This window comes from Sinorhizobium sp. 6-70, assembly GCF_030124375.1.
Classification (GTDB): domain Bacteria; phylum Pseudomonadota; class Alphaproteobacteria; order Rhizobiales; family Rhizobiaceae; genus Sinorhizobium.
The window spans coordinates 88,923-106,660 of record NZ_JASKLS010000020.1; the positions used below are offsets into that span (position 1 = coordinate 88,923).

Below are 17,738 nucleotides of genomic sequence, written 5' to 3' on the forward strand. Positions count from 1 at the left end.
ACGTACGCACCTTGGCTACTCTACAAGAGCGTTCGGGGCGCCGACGTTGACTAGGTGCTTGTTCTGTTCTGGGCGAGGCGTATCGCGCCCATCAGGATGATGGAGATTGCAACGATGATTGTGGAGACCACTGCAATGACGGGTGTGAGGTTGAAGTCGATGTCTTCGAACAGCTTCCTCGTTATCGTCTTGCCCTCGATGCCGGAGATGAAGAAGGCGACGGTCGCCTCATCGAACGAGGAGACGAAGGCAAAGACGGCGCCGGTAACGACACCGGGAGTAATATGTGGCAGGACGATCTCGAAGAAAGCGCGGCCGCGGTTAGCCCCGCAGTTCAGCGCGGCCATTTCGAGAACGGGATCGAAGCGCTGCAGCGATGCCGAAACGGCAATGACCACATAGGGAATGGTCAGCATGGTGTGTGCCAACAGAAAGCCGAAGAAATTCCCCGTCAGCCGAAGCGGCGCAAAGAACAGATAGAGCGCAATCGCCATGATGATATGGGGAACGATCAGGGGGCTGAGCGCCAATCCGAGCACTAGCGATTTCCCCGGAAGGTCGCCCCGGACCAGGGCGATCGCGGCCAAGGTTCCGATGATCGTTGCCGAAATGGTGGTGAAGAAAGCGATGCGCAGACTGAAAAGCATCGCCGCCATCCAGTCGGGATCGCTAAAGAATTCGCTGTACCATTTCAGCGTCAGCCCCGAAGGCGGGAACTCGATGTAGGGGGCACTGTTAAACGAGATCGGTATGACGATCAGCGTGGGCAGAATCAGGAAGAATAGGATGAGCCCAATCACAGCGCCCGCGGCGAGTTTGCCCAGCACGTGAGGACGAGACGGTCGCGTCTGGCTCAAGGCGATGGTCTCAGACATTTGCGAATCCTCTAGAGGTGGCCAAAACTCTGCGGAACATGAACGTGAGCACCAGAGTGACCACAAGAAGGACCGTCGCCAGTGCGCCCGCGAACGGCCAGTCGAGCATGATCGTTGTCTGCTGTCCGATAAGGGTCGCCATCATCAGGGTCTGTGGACCTCCTAAGAGGGCCGGCGTGACGTAGAAACCGAGTGCAAGAATGAAGGTCATGAGGGCGCCGGCGAAGACGCCGGGAAGGCTGAGCGGCAAGATAATCCTGGCAAAGGTGGTGAAGGTGCCGGCGCCCAGGTTTGCAGCAGCCTGGGGCAGTTCCTTTGGTATGGTCCGCAGGGCGGCATAGATGGGCAGAACCATGAACGGCAGCATCACATGTGTCATGGCGACGATAACTGCGCCTTCGGTATAGATCAGCTTGAGCGGCTGCTCGACGATGCCGGTTCCAACGAGAATGTCGTTGAGAACGCCTTTGCGCTGCAACAGAACGATCCAGGCATAGGAACGCACAAGAACCGATGTCCATAACGGGATCAGGACGCAAGCTGCAATCAAAAGCGTTAGCCTACTGCCCGCACGCGCCATAGCGAAGGCAACCGGATATCCGAGAACGAAAGCGCCTACCGTCGTAGCAAATGCGATCCAGAGTGTACGCAGCAGCACCTTCAAATAAAGTGGCTCGTTGAACATGCGAAGATAGTTGTCGAGGGTGAAGCCGGGGTCGAACAGGCTGCCGACCAGCATGCGACCCACCGGGTACAGAAAGCTAAAGAACAAGAGTAGAAGGAGGGGCAGCAGCAGCACAGCCGTTAAGAGCGGAGGATATCTGCCGCTGGTTCCGGTGACCACGAATAGCCGCGCAAAACGTGGCGCGGGGGCAGGATTTACGGAAGACACGTCCAAACTGCTCATTTGCCGTCGCCCTTGCCGGAAAACAAGTGAATGGCATCGGCCTGGAACAGAATGTCGACCTCATCACCGCGCGCAAATGCCGCCAGGTCTCGGCTTGCCGATGCCTGGATATGCAGCGGGGGGCCGCTACGTCCATCAACGTTGACCAGTAGAGTCTGGTGGGTGCCGAGATAGATCGAGGTGTTCACGGTGCCAGCAACTGCGTCGGGGCCGCCAGAGCCGCGTGGGGCGAGAGAGATGTTCTCCGGCCGGATCGCAGCCTGCAGCGACAGTCCGGGAGAAAGCTCAAAGGAGCGTCCGCTAAGTGAGCGCGTCACGCTGAGCGTCGAGGCGTCGGTGACCCTGATCCGGTGGCTGGCCTTCTCGGATCCAATATATTCGACCGGCAAGAAGTTCATCTTGCCGATAAAATCTGCGACGAATGGAGAAGCGGGCTCGCCATAAAGGCTGGCGGGGCTGCCGATCTGCGCGACTTGGCCGTCGTTCATGACCGCGATGCGATCCGACATGGTCAACGCCTCCTCCTGATCGTGGGTCACATAGATCACGGTCACACCGAGTCGCTGCTGGAGGGACTTGATCTCGATCTGCAACTGCTCGCGGAGTTTCTTGTCGAGCGCGCCGAGGGGCTCGTCCATCAGGAGCACCGGGGGCTCGAACACCAGCGCCCGCGCGAGCGCAACACGCTGCTGTTGGCCGCCCGACAATTGAGCGGGCGCCCTTCTGCCGTAGGCGTCTAGCTGGACCATCGCGAGCGCTTCGCCGACCCGTCGGGTGATCTCGGCCTTGTCGATCTTCCGCATGCGCAGCGGAAAAGCCACGTTATCGTTCACCGACATGTGCGGAAAGAGCGCATACTTCTGAAACACCATACCCACATTGCGCCGGTTGGGCGCGACGTAGGTCACGTCTCTCGCACCGATCTCAATGAGACCCGCGGTCGGCAGCTCAAAGCCCGCTATCATCATCAGAAGGGTCGTTTTGCCGGACCCCGAAGGCCCCAGCAGCGAGAGAAACTCTCCCGCCTTCACATCGATGGAAATACCCTCGACCGCAGTGACAGCCCCGTAGCGCTTCACGATCTCACGGACCGTGACCCTTGCACCTTTCATCACATATTCCCACTCTGGTAGCTTGCCTCAACTCACGTCAGGCTGACCTTCACCAGGGGTGGAAGTCGACCCAATCAGGATAGTCTCGGCTATTTTGTTTCTGTCACGCTAAGCACAGCGAGACGCCGGCACAAGCGGGCGCAGTTATGATTTCTCCCCATTGATTATGCGCTCTTGAGCGTCGCTTTAGCCGTACTCAACCTGCGGCCGCCATAGACGAATTTTACGTTTCGAGATCGCCCCCCTACTCTAGAGCAGCTTCTGCGATCGATCAATCAATTGTGGAGTAACCGCGCCAGACGAACCTGTTTCAACATCCACAGCGAAGAGGTGGATGATGTGCGGTTCGTAACGCGGTCCGTCCCTGAGGACGGCGAAGATCCTTGCCATGCGCGCGCCAAAGCGATGGCGATTTCCGTCTTCTTCCGGATCAACATGCTTTATAGCGCTCGCTGAACGCCTTGGCCAAGCAGAGGACCCCACTCCAGAGCCGTCCGACAGGGGGCGGCATCATCTCGCAGTCCGGGCGGGCGACCACTGTTCGGAATGAAGGGGCGGAATGATTTCGCCTGGCGGGCACGTTCTGCGCGGTTGAATGTCGTCGGTGCTGCATCGCACGTTGAGATCGGCTCCATCCGCAAGGGCGGCACAACAGTCTCGTGTACGGAGGGGTTCCTCGCGTGAGCGCGTCTCATCCACTTCCAATTCTCGAAGACTCTGACACGATTTCCATACGAAAGCTGAAGAGGAAGAGACAATGGGTATGGCGGGCTGAGTGTGCGCCTGGTTGCGCATGCGCTCTGCAGACAGTCCGACGCGATGATTACATAAAATCTCTAGGTATCTTCTTGGTTCTTGACCGGGAAAAGAACTTTTGGCCGTTATGATGCGCTTCGACGGCCTGCGATATGATCCACTCTGTTTTCGTGCAGGATAGAGTGGCGACGCCCTGGGTGACCGTCTCCCATCCGGGCCTCGAAACAGTCATGGTGGAACGGCATTCTCCTGTCATCGATAGGGGATCGTGCGCCGTTATCGACCATATCTCCTCACGAAGCTCGCGTTCGGCCAAACCGTTGCAAGGATGGCGCATGAGACCGCCATCTTCGATCGTGCGATAGTGGGTAATGCCATTCTCTACATCGCGCTCGAAGCATCGCTTAGTTTCTCCAGCAACTAAAGTTTCGTATGCAGGGAGCGGGTTGAGATTGGCCGGTTCGGCAATCTCAATCAGCTCATGCTCGCCAAGAAGTGGCAACGAGAGGACGATGCTGGCGAGATCAATATCGAAGGCCGCGTCGTAAGGCGACGGGAGGATGATGGGCCAATAAGCCGTCGAAATGGACAAGCGAACGCGGTGACCCGGTGCGATGCGATAGCCACAAGGATCCAGGGTGACTATCACAGTCTCTTCCTTGCCTGGCACGAGCGGCTTCGGCTCGGAATCGTTGACCCGGTGAGCCAGATTCAGCACTCCGTAGGAAATGCGGAACCCTGCGCCGTCAGGGTGAACGTCAGTGAGGCGGACCGCAATATTTGCGAAAGGACTGTCGCTCGAAAGGGTGAGCTTTAGAGAAGGCCTTCCCAACAGAACGCATTCTTCTTTCAGCACCTCGCTTTGGAAGACCAGCGAACCCGCGTCGTCTATCCGCTGATCGTCCGTCGTGCCCGTGTACAACTCTCCGGCCGCCATACCGTTATCCAGCGGCGAGCGTAGGAGCGCACGCTTCCTCTTCTGCTGGGGAGGACGGTCTACGAGCGTCCCGGAAGCGTTCAACGTGAGCTTGAGGGCCTCGGGAGTGGTCCATTTTGTCATTGAGACCCAATAGCCTGGATCTCGCTCCCGGCGGGATACAGGACGCGGCCCATCCAGAATGAACGCTCGCATTTGCGGGATTTTATCGGCGCCATTTGGCTCATCGCGTAGCCAATGGTTCCACCAGGCGATGGCTTCGGTCAAAAAGTCCGTGCCCGGCCCCGGTTTAGCAAGATGCGGATATTGGTGCCCCCAGGGTCCAATCAGCACCTTCGCCTTGCTCGGTATGCCCTCGACAAGCTGGAAAGGCGAATTTCGATAGGAGTCGCTCCATCCGCAGGCGAACAGTACGGGGACGGGAAACTGCTCGAAAACTTCGTTGATAGACAGATGGCGCCAATAAGCGTCGCGACGTTGGTGCGATAACCAATCTTCCAGGTAGAAGGGCTGGTTCTCCAAGCGCTGCCGCCACATTTCGAGCCAGCATTCTCCGACGATCTCCGGGTCCGGTGGGCGACACATATAGCCGGTCAATTGCGCTTGCCATGACAAGTTGAGCGAACTGTGGGCGCCGCCCTTGTAGCGGAGCATGTCTCTATATCGGTCGACCGAAGCGCTACACGCTATAACGGCCTTGAGCGCTGTAGGCATCTGGATACCAGCTACTCGCAAGGTATTGCCGCCGCCCCATGAAATCCCCCACATGCCTACGCTACCGTTGGACCACGGTTGAGCCGAGATCCAGGCGATGATTTCCGCCGCGTCGAGAAGTTGTTGTGGGGTCATCTCGCCTTCGAGCACGCCCTCTGAATCACCGCTTCCACGCAGGTCAACTCTAACTCCGGCAATTCCCGCCGCAGCGAACACCGGATAGTTTGCCTCGTCGCGCTGAGCCGTCCCATTTCGTTTGCGGTAAGGCAGAAACTCGAGAACAGCGGGAACAGGCGCTTCGTTCGCGCCCTCCGGCATCCAGATTCGAGCGGCAAGGTGCGTTCCGTCGGTGAGCGGGAGCCAGTGGTTCTCAATAACGGTGAAGCCGCGTTTGGGAACTTCCTGCACGTTCTCTTGCATGGGCTGGGTGATCAACTTACCTCATCTCCTGTGATCTGGGCTCGAACTTGCAGGTTTGAGCGAGCCGCATGCCCCGGCTACGCTCAAGGATGGCAGCGGCAATCCAGCCATTGATTTCCCTTAGACATCACGATTCCAGCCTGCCCTGAAACGCAAGCATCCGCTGTTTAAAATCGAAGCCGGGTCCGGGCGACCGGTGTCGCTACTGATTCGCCGCCGCTCGCGGAGGGTGTCGGGATGTGCCGGCTTCATGTTCGTCGACGATGCCTATTACGTCACGCACACTGCGGTTTTCGAGATCCAGGATTCCCTCGCAGAGCTGCTCTGCCTTGAAACGCCCAATGAACGGCGTGCTGAGGCCGAAGAACTTCTCGACAACCTCCTTTCGGGCGAACTGAGGGCCATTGGGATGGCCTCTCGGGTATTCGGCGTATTCCGAAAGTACGCGACCGTCGGTTGCAAAAAAAGTCACGCGCACCGGAAGCATGCTGAATTTGAAGAACTTTTCTTCAGCACCGGGCAGAGCCGACATTGATATTTTTCCGACGGTTTTCGCTAGCTCTTGCCGCGTGAGGTCCGCTTCTGAGAGTCCGAGGGCCGACGATTTGCCGTGCAGTTCAAGAGCCAAAAGATACGGAATGTTGAACAGGGCGTCGAGCACCGTTTCGGGCCAAACGTCGCTGTTCAAATCCCGAACGAACTCATCGGCGGTTTCAATGGTGATCCTGTCGAGATGTGCAAAATCAACCGCGTGTTCTGCCATTATTTTGCGGACGCAATCGATAGATGTGTGGGACCAACGGCACCCGCTATACGGCTTGAAGCCGATCTCCTCGACGATGGACCTGTCGGCAAAGGGAGTAACCAAGATCTCGGGATCGAACTGGTCGGAGCCTGCAATAATCCAGTACCCCGTTTCGCCGTCGAAAATTGTACGATTACCTTCGTACCCCGCGATAGCGAGATCCACGGACGTTATTCCGGCCTTGTTGGCCCACCCGTAGTTGTTCTTGAGCCAATTTAGGGGGCGACTGTGATATTTTCTCAGGAACGGCGGCGGTGCATGCAACGCCGTTAGTCCGTAGGCGCTGGCAATCTTGTCGGCGGACAGCCGATGGAGCTTTGCGGCAGCGGTTGTCGCGCCAAAGACCTGCCAGGATGCATAACCCTTCACCTTCTGGTCGCGTTCAGCAGTTGCGGCGATCGATAGTCCTAGACGCATCGACATCTCGTACCCGCACAGGGCCGCCTCGATCAGGTCTCTGCCTCCCGCATCCAACGCCTCGCCCACCGCAAGGACTGTGGGGAGGAAGGCATTTCCTGGATGGCCATAACGGATATAGGAATCATCCAAGCTCAGCATTGTGACGGACTGCGCGTTCGCATGAGCGGCATTTGGCGGCGTCATTCGCTTTGAGGCCCCGAACACGTAGGCTTCCCCGCCAGCGTCGAGGCCCTCCAAGTAATTCCTGAGCCGTTGGGATTCCCGATCCACGGATCCCGCTATCATGCATCCGAGCTGATCAAGAAGAAGTAGTTTAAGTTTCTCGGCTGAATGGGCCGGAATGTCGTCATAGGACACGTCGGCTACCATCTTTGCGATCTGCATCGTAAGAGTCATCGAAAGTGCTCCAATAAGAGATCTCTTTGTCCCGTGAGGAGGCGTAGCTTACGGCGGGCGCGCCCGTGGCCTCCGATCACGGCCGTAATTGGCGGCCAAGAGATTTTCCCCACCGCCCGTCAGCTCACGCGCTAATCCACTTGGTCCAGCGTTCAATCAGCGCTTCACGTTTGCCGTTCAACCAGTTCGGATCAACCTTCGCGACCTTGGACCAATTCTCGGGAGCCGTGACCAGGGTTTTGGCGAACTCCGAATCCATGAACTTGTCAGCGTTCTTATTCGGAAGGGCGTAGTACATCTTCTCGGCGAATTTGGCATGGGCCTCCGGCCTAGAATACATGAAATTGAGCAGGGCTTTGGCCGCCAAAAGGTGTGGCGCTCCTTTTAGGATGCTAAACGCCGCAGCTTCGAAAAGAGCACCATCCCAGCCAAACTGCACAGGTACGCCATCGGCCTTCAACCGGGCGGCACGGCCGTTATAGAGCACGGCAGCAACGACTTCCTGCGAGCGCAGAATTTGCTGGCTTTGATCACTGTTCGCCCACCAGACGCCGATATGAGACTTGAGTTCGTCCAACTTCGCAAACGCCCGGTCAACATCGAGTGGATAGAGCTTGTCGTGCGGCACCCCATCTGCAAGCAGTGCGATCATCAAGTTGTACCAAGGCCAATCCCCCCCCGGCAGAGACCGCGGTCCGGGAAATTTCTTGACGTCCCAGAACTCAGCCCAAGTCTTGGGACCGCCGTCTGGGAATGCCCGCTCGTCATAGACGAGCACCCGACCGCCAGAATCCCACAGGACGCCGGTACCCAAACAAGAGCCTTCCACTCCTTCGGTCACAACATTGGGTAAATCGCCACACGTTCCCAACGATTCAAAAAGTGGCTCGTAGTCGCTCGATCGCGCATCATCGTAGGTTAAGCCTAATATGTCCCATTCCACTGCACCGAGGTCTTGCATCGCCTTGACGCGCGCAGCACCATCGCTGTTGTCGACGGTTATCACCTCAATGCCGGTCTCCTGGCTGAAGGGCTGGAAAAACAACTCAGTGTTGACTTTATTGTAAGCGCCACCAGCCATCGAGATTATTACACGATTCTGCCCCGCAGCTGTCGCTGCCTCTACGAGCGAACTGGTTGACTGCGCGAGAGCTAGGCGCGGAACGAACGAACTCGTCACAGCTGCGGCACCCAACTGAAGTATTTGGCGCCTGTTTATCATTATCGTATCTCCCGGTAGGTTGGACCTCTAGTCCAACTTGAGCGTATGGGCTCGGCCCTCTGGCACGCAATGCCCGATCGTTATGCGGTGTACCAGCATAGTTATTCGATAAACGTCGGTGGAAAGCCGATTTCACGGGCGCCGGCATGCTGGTCTGGTAAACCAGCGGGCTGTCGGGCCTGCCCCGGCGCCAGATCGCCATGGTAATGGCGCCGATGACGAGTTTCGCTGTCACTCGGCCTTCCCCGTCCTGCCGACGACATGCCGGAAGAGCAGGTTGACGATCACGACAACTTAGAGCCAAACTTCGCGGTACAAATGTAGGTGAACTCGGCGATCCACTCCTGGCGTAGGGCCGACCGATTCGAAAGCGCGATCAAGGAGGTTGCGGCTCGCTCGCCGGTATCTATCGGCAGCCCACCGCGCCGAGACCAGGCACGCAGTCCATTCTCCCTCCATAAGATGTTCGATACGATGCAGACCGCAGGACAACCCGTCGGCCAGAAGATTGTGCCAGGCACGGCGGGCACCATAGGTTCGGTGCCGTTCTTGACGCTGGAGCTCCGTAGCAGCATCTCGTCGTGCCGCGACTGCGGTTGAGCCAAGCAGGGAGCCCGAGCGGGAGACATCCAGCGGGCGTCGCACAGCAGGCCACCGGCCAGACGTTCCGCTGCTTCGCGATGAAGGCGAATCTCATAGCGCTTCCCTCGCAAATAAGACCGCGGCTGAAAGGCCTCACGGATCGATTTGCGCAGCACATTGGCGGGCTTCCCGGACTTGGCATGTCCAGTCCGGGACCCGTGCAGCAGCACAGTCCGCCATGACGCGCCATTCTACCTGTGTCAGGTCACCCCCCGATCCATGCAGTCCAGCGTTTGATCACTTCATCACGGTGCGATGCGAGCCAGTCCGGATCGAATTTGATTACCTTAGAGAAATTCTCCGGTGCCGTGACGAGCGTCGAAGCAAAGGCAGGGTCGAGATGTTCTTGAGCACGCTTGTTCGGCGTCGCATAGAACATCTCCTTGATGAAGGCTGCATGCGCCTCGGGACGGGTATACATGAAGTCCAGTAGCGCCTTAGCGGCCAACGGGTGTGGCGCCCCTTTTATGAGACTGTAGACGTCTGCGGTAAACGGCGCTCCGTCCCATGTAAACTGGATTGGCACACCTTCGTTCTTCAGGCGTGCGGCGCGACCACTCCATAGGATTGAAGCGACAACTTCCTGAGACCGCAGCAATTGCTGGCTCTGATCTCCACTTGTCCACCAAACCCCTATGTGGGGACGCAACTGGTCCAGCTTAGCGAAGGCACGATCGAGATCCAACGGGAAGACTTTTTCACGCGGTACACCGTCGGCAAGGACCGCCGGAACCAAGACCTCCCACGGAGCGCTGTGGTTCGGCAGAGACCGCGGCCCCGGAAATCTTTCGACATCCCAAAATTCAGCCCAATTGGCTGGCCCGCCTTCAGGGAAGGCGCGCTCGTCGTAAGTTAGAACGGCACCGCCAGAATCCCAAAGAACGCCAACCCCGAAACAAGACCCATCAATTCCTTCAGCACGAACATTGGGCAACGCGTCACAGTTGTTTCCAAGCTCGTCCAAATATGTCTTGACGTCAGAGGACAAGGCTAGTTCGTTGCCCATGCCTATAATGTCCCACTCGATTATGTTCATCTGGGTCATCGCCTTGAGGCGCGAAATAGATTCGCTGGAATCTACCCGCACGACTTCTATCCCCGTCTCCTTTGTGAACGGATCAAAGAACAGATCCGTCATCTGTTTCCCAAATGCGCCGCCCCCCATGACAATCACCACCCGGTTCTGGCCAGCAGTTTTGGCAGCCTGCACTAGCGAAGAAGTGGATTGTGAGTGTGCCAAGTTGGGAACGAGCGCACTCGATGCCGCGGCGGCACCCATCTGCAATAAACTGCGTCTGCTGATCATGAATTCCTCCCTTGACGTGGTTTTCCCAAGGTCGAGCTTCAGCCAATCGGAGCCTGTTGGCAAATCCCGGTTAGTTATGGCCAGTGTTCAATTGTTATGATTGGGCCACTTTGAAGCAGAATCGACTGTTTGGTGCGAAGCGCTGATCGCACTTCACCGACCGCGCGCCGTTTTCGAGGGGCTTCAACCGAGCCTCCTTCGCAGCCTGTTCGCGCAGCGCTTTCAGTGCATTAACGTCGTCCGGCAGGTCGCCAAGGGGCAAATCGATGAGGTCAAACAGAGCACAAGAACAGCCGCTTTCCCAATCATTACAGCACCCATGATTCATCTTGCCGCAGTTCTGTTCCGCCCGTCAGCAGCGACCGCTGACCTCGGAACTTCTTTCAGTCCAGACCCGCCAGAAGCGTTTCCGAATGGTCGAGGCGTATCCTGGCGTTCGATATGACCGGCCAGCAGAAACTCTGCTCCTCAAGCGTTTTCAAATAGAGAGGCAGACGCCGCTGCCATCCCACAGGCGATGCGAAGTCGGTCCGCCCGCTTCGATCGGATCACATAAAGCACTCCGTTGGATGGGTCGAGACCGCCATCTCTGACCAGAGCCATCAAGGATGCCGCATCCTTGCGGAAGTCGACCGGCTCGCACGACACGTAAACGTATCTTCGCCACGTAATCCGACTCGATATCACAGGCGACGCGCACAACGACATCACCGATGACGGTTTCGACCGTAGAGCTTGCCGCCGGCTCAACGCGTGGGAACTTGACCTCCGTCGGCGGTTTCCGTCAGGGGCGCAACCAACCCTGATGACAGTGCTTTGCGACGCCATCCCTAGAGCTTTGAGAGTTCCAAACTCTCAGCGCGTGCGATCGGAGAGACATTGGCTCGTGGCAACGACGTCTCGGCCACCAGGCGCTCCTTCTCCTGGTTCGGCCAGTCTCGCGGTTTGCGCCGGCGCCACCGTCAAAACCTCGAATGTTTGCGGCTGATTCACACTGTCACTCATAGGATTCTCCGCATGATTCATGCAGAAAATCCCTGATCAGCGGGTCAGTTCAATCCGGCTTCAATGAGGTCGCGCACGGCGTCAGTTCGCAAGCGCATCCCCGCGAGATCGGTTTTGTGATTCAAGATGCTGGCTGGTTAGGAGGCCAGCATCTGATGGTACGACCTCTTTCTTGTGATCTGCGGGAGCGCGCTGTTGCGGCGGTTGTTGCGGGCGAGAGCTGCCGATCAGTGGCAGCCCGGTTCGGCGTTGCGGTTTCTTCTGTGGTGAAGTGGTCTCAGCGCTATCGCGCAACGGGCTCCGTGACGCCGAGTAAGATGGACGGCTATCGCAAGCGCGTTTTGGAGCCGCACGGTGCCTTCATCGTCGAGCGGCTTCACCAGACGCCGCATCTCAGCCTTCATGGGTTGAAGGATGAATTGGCGGCGCGCGGGGTCGCGGTCTCCCACAACACGGTGTGGCAGTTCCTCCGGCGCCTCGCCCGTCTGCAGTGGTCTGAAAGTGCCCGATCAATCTGCACCAAGGTATCCGGTCTCAAGGCACGCCTTGGCCAAGATGGAGCTCCGCACGCCCTGATCCTCATAAACGCTCCGGCGAGGTCCGCCATCTTTTTGATCAGGTTTTCAAGGCGTCGTGTAACTGTCAGGCCATCTTCCTCATTCCACCCGCAGATGCTCGCGAGGCAGCAACGCCTTGATAGAAGGCAGCGGCTGCGTGTTCGAACGCCACACGTTTCTGCAAGACCCATCCCTTTCTCGATTGATCCTGCGCGGTTGTGCAGGAGGCTGCCGCCCTATTCCCCCGATCTCAATCCGATCGAGCAGGCCTTTGCCAAAATCAAGCACTGGATGCGTCACGCCCAGAAGCGCAGCACCGAGGACACCTGGCGTTTCATCGGCTCGCTCGTCGGAACAATCCAGCCCCAGGAGTGCCGAAACTACTTCGAAAACGCCGGCTATGCTTCCAACAAAACGTGAAACGCTCTAAATGATATGTGCGGGTCCGTACGCGCTTACGATAGGACCAGCCCCGAAGTAAAGGCGGTCTGCCACAGATGGTCCGGGCGGTCGTCTTCTCCTGGAAACTCGTCGGCTTGATGTCGATAAAAGCCGGATTGGTGATGAGATCGTTGCCTGAGCGGGCGGTAAACGTCACCGCAAGTTCGCGCGCAACAGCTCTTTGGCCTGTTGAGGGCCAATTCGATCACCCGCTCCGGTTCGGGACTGCGGTGCCAGACCCGTCCCGGCCGGAAACCTGCGATGCTTGACCATGCGATCGGCCAGTTGTTGCATCTGCCTTCCATGGCGTCGGAGAAAACATTCGGATTATTCCATGCCGCGAAAGCACATCTTCGAGATTGAGGACAACCGCTTGCCTTCTACAGCGACAAGAACGGCATCCTCTAGACGACCCGCGTGGTCAAAGCTGGATCGCACCAGCGGTCTCACCCAATTGACTGGTGCTTGTTCTGTTCTGGGCGAGGCGTATCGCGCCCATCAGGATGATGGAGATTGCAACGATGATTGTGGAGACCACTGCAATGACGGGTGTGAGGTTGAAGTCGATGTCTTCGAACAGCTTCCTCGTTATCGTCTTGCCCTCGATGCCGGAGATGAAGAAGGCGACGGTCGCCTCATCGAACGAGGAGACGAAGGCAAAGACGGCGCCGGTAACGACACCGGGAGTAATATGTGGCAGGACGATCTCGAAGAAAGCGCGGCCGCGGTTAGCCCCGCAGTTCAGCGCGGCCATTTCGAGAACGGGATCGAAGCGCTGCAGCGATGCCGAAACGGCAATGACCACATAGGGAATGGTCAGCATGGTGTGTGCCAACAGAAAGCCGAAGAAATTCCCCGTCAGCCGAAGCGGCGCAAAGAACAGATAGAGCGCAATCGCCATGATGATATGGGGAACGATCAGGGGGCTGAGCGCCAATCCGAGCACTAGCGATTTCCCCGGAAGGTCGCCCCGGACCAGGGCGATCGCGGCCAAGGTTCCGATGATCGTTGCCGAAATGGTGGTGAAGAAAGCGATGCGCAGACTGAAAAGCATCGCCGCCATCCAGTCGGGATCGCTAAAGAATTCGCTGTACCATTTCAGCGTCAGCCCCGAAGGCGGGAACTCGATGTAGGGGGCACTGTTAAACGAGATCGGTATGACGATCAGCGTGGGCAGAATCAGGAAGAATAGGATGAGCCCAATCACAGCGCCCGCGGCGAGTTTGCCCAGCACGTGAGGACGAGACGGTCGCGTCTGGCTCAAGGCGATGGTCTCAGACATTTGCGAATCCTCTAGAGGTGGCCAAAACTCTGCGGAACATGAACGTGAGCACCAGAGTGACCACAAGAAGGACCGTCGCCAGTGCGCCCGCGAACGGCCAGTCGAGCATGATCGTTGTCTGCTGTCCGATAAGGGTCGCCATCATCAGGGTCTGTGGACCTCCTAAGAGGGCCGGCGTGACGTAGAAACCGAGTGCAAGAATGAAGGTCATGAGGGCGCCGGCGAAGACGCCGGGAAGGCTGAGCGGCAAGATAATCCTGGCAAAGGTGGTGAAGGTGCCGGCGCCCAGGTTTGCAGCAGCCTGGGGCAGTTCCTTTGGTATGGTCCGCAGGGCGGCATAGATGGGCAGAACCATGAACGGCAGCATCACATGTGTCATGGCGACGATAACTGCGCCTTCGGTATAGATCAGCTTGAGCGGCTGCTCGACGATGCCGGTTCCAACGAGAATGTCGTTGAGAACGCCTTTGCGCTGCAACAGAACGATCCAGGCATAGGAACGCACAAGAACCGATGTCCATAACGGGATCAGGACGCAAGCTGCAATCAAAAGCGTTAGCCTACTGCCCGCACGCGCCATAGCGAAGGCAACCGGATATCCGAGAACGAAAGCGCCTACCGTCGTAGCAAATGCGATCCAGAGTGTACGCAGCAGCACCTTCAAATAAAGTGGCTCGTTGAACATGCGAAGATAGTTGTCGAGGGTGAAGCCGGGGTCGAACAGGCTGCCGACCAGCATGCGACCCACCGGGTACAGAAAGCTAAAGAACAAGAGTAGAAGGAGGGGCAGCAGCAGCACAGCCGTTAAGAGCGGAGGATATCTGCCGCTGGTTCCGGTGACCACGAATAGCCGCGCAAAACGTGGCGCGGGGGCAGGATTTACGGAAGACACGTCCAAACTGCTCATTTGCCGTCGCCCTTGCCGGAAAACAAGTGAATGGCATCGGCCTGGAACAGAATGTCGACCTCATCACCGCGCGCAAATGCCGCCAGGTCTCGGCTTGCCGATGCCTGGATATGCAGCGGGGGGCCGCTACGTCCATCAACGTTGACCAGTAGAGTCTGGTGGGTGCCGAGATAGATCGAGGTGTTCACGGTGCCAGCAACTGCGTCGGGGCCGCCAGAGCCGCGTGGGGCGAGAGAGATGTTCTCCGGCCGGATCGCAGCCTGCAGCGACAGTCCGGGAGAAAGCTCAAAGGAGCGTCCGCTAAGTGAGCGCGTCACGCTGAGCGTCGAGGCGTCGGTGACCCTGATCCGGTGGCTGGCCTTCTCGGATCCAATATATTCGACCGGCAAGAAGTTCATCTTGCCGATAAAATCTGCGACGAATGGAGAAGCGGGCTCGCCATAAAGGCTGGCGGGGCTGCCGATCTGCGCGACTTGGCCGTCGTTCATGACCGCGATGCGATCCGACATGGTCAACGCCTCCTCCTGATCGTGGGTCACATAGATCACGGTCACACCGAGTCGCTGCTGGAGGGACTTGATCTCGATCTGCAACTGCTCGCGGAGTTTCTTGTCGAGCGCGCCGAGGGGCTCGTCCATCAGGAGCACCGGGGGCTCGAACACCAGCGCCCGCGCGAGCGCAACACGCTGCTGTTGGCCGCCCGACAATTGAGCGGGCGCCCTTCTGCCGTAGGCGTCTAGCTGGACCATCGCGAGCGCTTCGCCGACCCGTCGGGTGATCTCGGCCTTGTCGATCTTCCGCATGCGCAGCGGAAAAGCCACGTTATCGTTCACCGACATGTGCGGAAAGAGCGCATACTTCTGAAACACCATACCCACATTGCGCCGGTTGGGCGCGACGTAGGTCACGTCTCTCGCACCGATCTCAATGAGACCCGCGGTCGGCAGCTCAAAGCCCGCTATCATCATCAGAAGGGTCGTTTTGCCGGACCCCGAAGGCCCCAGCAGCGAGAGAAACTCTCCCGCCTTCACATCGATGGAAATACCCTCGACCGCAGTGACAGCCCCGTAGCGCTTCACGATCTCACGGACCGTGACCCTTGCACCTTTCATCACATATTCCCACTCTGGTAGCTTGCCTCAACTCACGTCAGGCTGACCTTCACCAGGGGTGGAAGTCGACCCAATCAGGATAGTCTCGGCTATTTTGTTTCTGTCACGCTAAGCACAGCGAGACGCCGGCACAAGCGGGCGCAGTTATGATCTGCACCTAGCCATTATGCCGTATTGTGGCCTGCTGCCGGTATTCAGACACCTGTTAAGCTAGCCGAAAAAATTCATAGGGGATTGAACTAACCCGCTGACGCGGGGGGTGGTATTTGGAGGCGCGACGAGGTCGCGCGCTTTCCCGAAGCGGTGCCGTCACTGAAGGCCCGCACGGCGCTGACGACCGCCTATGCCGCGGGACTGCGCGCCTCAGAGACGGTGAGCCTGAAGGTCGCCGACATCGACAACCAGCGGCACGCTGACCCGCTTGGTCAATCCCGCCGCCTTGGTCGCCGAACGGCAGGCGGCATAAAGTACAGCTTTGCCACCCATCTGCTCGAGAGATGCGTCGATATCCGCATCATCCAGGTGCTGCTCGGCCACACCCACCTGCCGACGACGGCACGCTACACGCAAGTGGCGACAACCACGATCGCCCGGACTGAGAGCCGCTCGATCGGCTGCGCCTCGAGGTCGTGCCGCCGGCCTGAGATCGCGCCATGCGACCGGCGCTGGAAGTGGCGGGACATCTTCCGCCGCCATGGTCCCGCCTATCGTCGTACCCATGACAGTCATCTCGGCCGGGGGGAGCGCCGCGTCATGGCGGCGATCGAGCTGTGCCAAAAGGCGGCGCTCGGCGGCCATGTCGAGACCTGCGAAGACTGCGCCTTGAGCCGCGTCGCCTATAATCCCCGCAACCGCCACTGCCCAAAATGCCAGGGCGCGGCGCGCGAGCGCTCCCTCGCCGACCGTGAGGCCGATCTGTTGCCGGTGCCGTATTTCCATGTCGTGTTCACCGTGCCGGCCGAGATCGCCGCGATCGCCTATCAGAACAAGCGGCAGCTCTATACGATCCTGTTCGAGGCGGCCGCCGAGACTCTCAAGGCCATTGCCGCCGATCCCCGGCATCTCGGCGGTGAACGCGGCTTCCTCGCCATCCTTCACACCTGGAGTCAGACGCTGACCCATCACCCGCATCTCCACTGCCTCGTCCCCGGCGGCGCCCTGGCCACCGATGGCGGACGCTGGATCGCCTGTCGCCCCCGCCGTTTCTTCCTGCCGGTCCGGGTGCTCTCCCGGCTGTTCCGCCGCCTGTTCCTCGAGCGCTTGCAGGGGGTACAGGCGGCCGGAGGGCTGCGTTTCTTCGGCGCCCTCAAGCCGCTTGGCGACGGCCATTCCTTGGCTCGGGCGCTGCGTCCGCTGCGCAAGAAGCGTTGGGTCGTCTATGCCAAGCCGCCATTCGGATCGCCCGAACGGGTGCTCGAATAACTCGGCCGCTACACCCATCGCGTCGCCATCGCCAACAGCCGCCTCGTCAGCGCCGACGACACCGGCGTGGCCTTCCGCTGGCGCGATTATCGCCATGGCAATGCGGCACGCTCCATGACGCTGGCGCCGCACGAGTTCATCCGCCGTTTCCTGCTCCACTGCCTGCCCGACGGTTTCCACCGCATCCGCCATTACGGCTTCCTCGCCAACGGCATCCGCCGCGCCAGACTCGCCGTCATCAGGCGATTGCTGGCCGATGCCCCGCCGGAACGCCGCCGGGCGGAAAGTTGTCAGCGCGCGCCCTTCGATCCGACCGTCTGTCCCTGCTGCGGCGGCACCCTGCGCATCACCGCCAGGCTGCCGCGGGCGCGACCATGGCCCGATACGTCATGAGTGCACGCCGCCGCGCCCATTGGTCCCGACAGCCTTGCCCACCGTCGCACGTCGCTGCGACAGGGGCTTGTATCCCTGCGTGATCCGGCTCCGGTTCTGGCTCGGCC

At 58.9% G+C, this 17,738-nt stretch carries 12 protein-coding genes and 2 pseudogenes; 3 read left to right on the forward strand and 11 right to left on the reverse strand.

Annotation, left to right across the window (positions count from 1 at the left end; all coding sequences use genetic code 11):
• Positions 1 to 50: 50 nt before the first annotated feature.
• From QN222_RS27730 to tnpB, 8 genes are all read right to left on the reverse strand, one after another.
• Positions 51 to 875, reverse strand: a complete 825-nt coding sequence (locus tag QN222_RS27730; RefSeq protein ID WP_283965340.1) for an ABC transporter permease — start codon at positions 873 to 875, stop codon at positions 51 to 53.
• Positions 868 to 1,782 carry an ABC transporter permease gene (locus QN222_RS27735; protein ID WP_283965339.1) on the reverse strand — a complete coding sequence of 305 codons (915 nt, stop codon included), beginning with the start codon at positions 1,780 to 1,782 and terminating at the stop codon, positions 868 to 870. Before QN222_RS27735 ends, QN222_RS27730 begins: the two co-directional genes overlap by 8 nt.
• Positions 1,779 to 2,894, reverse strand: coding sequence for an ABC transporter ATP-binding protein (locus QN222_RS27740; protein WP_283965338.1), 1,116 nt, complete (start codon positions 2,892 to 2,894; stop codon positions 1,779 to 1,781). Before QN222_RS27740 ends, QN222_RS27735 begins: the two co-directional genes overlap by 4 nt.
• 823 nt (positions 2,895 to 3,717) lie before the next feature.
• Positions 3,718 to 5,721, reverse strand: coding sequence for a CocE/NonD family hydrolase (locus QN222_RS27745; RefSeq protein WP_283965347.1), 2,004 nt, complete (start codon positions 5,719 to 5,721; stop codon positions 3,718 to 3,720).
• 202 nt (positions 5,722 to 5,923) lie between these two features.
• Positions 5,924 to 7,342, reverse strand: a complete 1,419-nt coding sequence (locus QN222_RS27750; RefSeq protein WP_284005693.1) for an MmgE/PrpD family protein — start codon at positions 7,340 to 7,342, stop codon at positions 5,924 to 5,926.
• A 124-nt stretch (positions 7,343 to 7,466) separates the two neighbouring features.
• The gene (locus QN222_RS27755) at positions 7,467 to 8,423 is read right to left on the reverse strand and encodes an ABC transporter substrate-binding protein (RefSeq protein WP_283966009.1); all 957 of its coding nucleotides are present in this window, start codon (positions 8,421 to 8,423) and stop codon (positions 7,467 to 7,469) included.
• A gap of 988 nt (positions 8,424 to 9,411) precedes the next feature.
• A complete protein-coding gene (locus tag QN222_RS27760; RefSeq protein WP_283965944.1) occupies positions 9,412 to 10,512 on the reverse strand; it encodes an extracellular solute-binding protein in 1,101 nt (366 codons plus the stop codon).
• Positions 10,513 to 10,980: 468 nt separating this feature from the next.
• Positions 10,981 to 11,340, reverse strand: a complete 360-nt coding sequence (gene tnpB / locus QN222_RS30435; protein ID WP_369292085.1) for an IS66 family insertion sequence element accessory protein TnpB — start codon at positions 11,338 to 11,340, stop codon at positions 10,981 to 10,983.
• A gap of 296 nt (positions 11,341 to 11,636) precedes the next feature.
• Between tnpB and QN222_RS27765 the strand changes: the two genes are divergently transcribed.
• Positions 11,637 to 12,494, forward strand: a complete 858-nt coding sequence (locus QN222_RS27765; protein WP_283965945.1) for a transposase — start codon at positions 11,637 to 11,639, stop codon at positions 12,492 to 12,494.
• 442 nt (positions 12,495 to 12,936) lie between these two features.
• Here the strand turns inward: QN222_RS27765 and QN222_RS27770 are convergent, their stop codons facing one another.
• Genes QN222_RS27770 through QN222_RS27780 form a run of 3 tightly spaced genes read right to left on the reverse strand, consistent with a single transcriptional unit; the run spans position 12,937 to position 15,816 of the window.
• Positions 12,937 to 13,797, reverse strand: coding sequence for an ABC transporter permease (locus QN222_RS27770; protein ID WP_284005695.1), 861 nt, complete (start codon positions 13,795 to 13,797; stop codon positions 12,937 to 12,939).
• Positions 13,790 to 14,704: an ABC transporter permease gene (locus QN222_RS27775; RefSeq protein WP_283965339.1), complete on the reverse strand. Its 915-nt coding sequence runs from the start codon at positions 14,702 to 14,704 to the stop codon at positions 13,790 to 13,792. The genes QN222_RS27770 and QN222_RS27775 overlap by 8 nt, the downstream gene beginning before the upstream one ends.
• Complete coding sequence (locus QN222_RS27780; RefSeq protein WP_283965338.1) at positions 14,701 to 15,816, reverse strand: ABC transporter ATP-binding protein; 1,116 nt, start codon at positions 15,814 to 15,816, stop codon at positions 14,701 to 14,703. The genes QN222_RS27775 and QN222_RS27780 overlap by 4 nt, the downstream gene beginning before the upstream one ends.
• A 276-nt stretch (positions 15,817 to 16,092) precedes the next feature.
• Here QN222_RS27780 and QN222_RS27785 point away from each other — a divergent pair.
• Both QN222_RS27785 and QN222_RS27790 read left to right on the forward strand, forming a co-directional pair.
• A pseudogene (locus tag QN222_RS27785) lies at positions 16,093 to 16,460 on the forward strand (tyrosine-type recombinase/integrase); the annotation flags it as partial.
• Between the two features lie 9 nt (positions 16,461 to 16,469).
• Positions 16,470 to 17,631: pseudogene (locus tag QN222_RS27790) on the forward strand (IS91 family transposase).
• Positions 17,632 to 17,738: the final 107 nt, after the last annotated feature.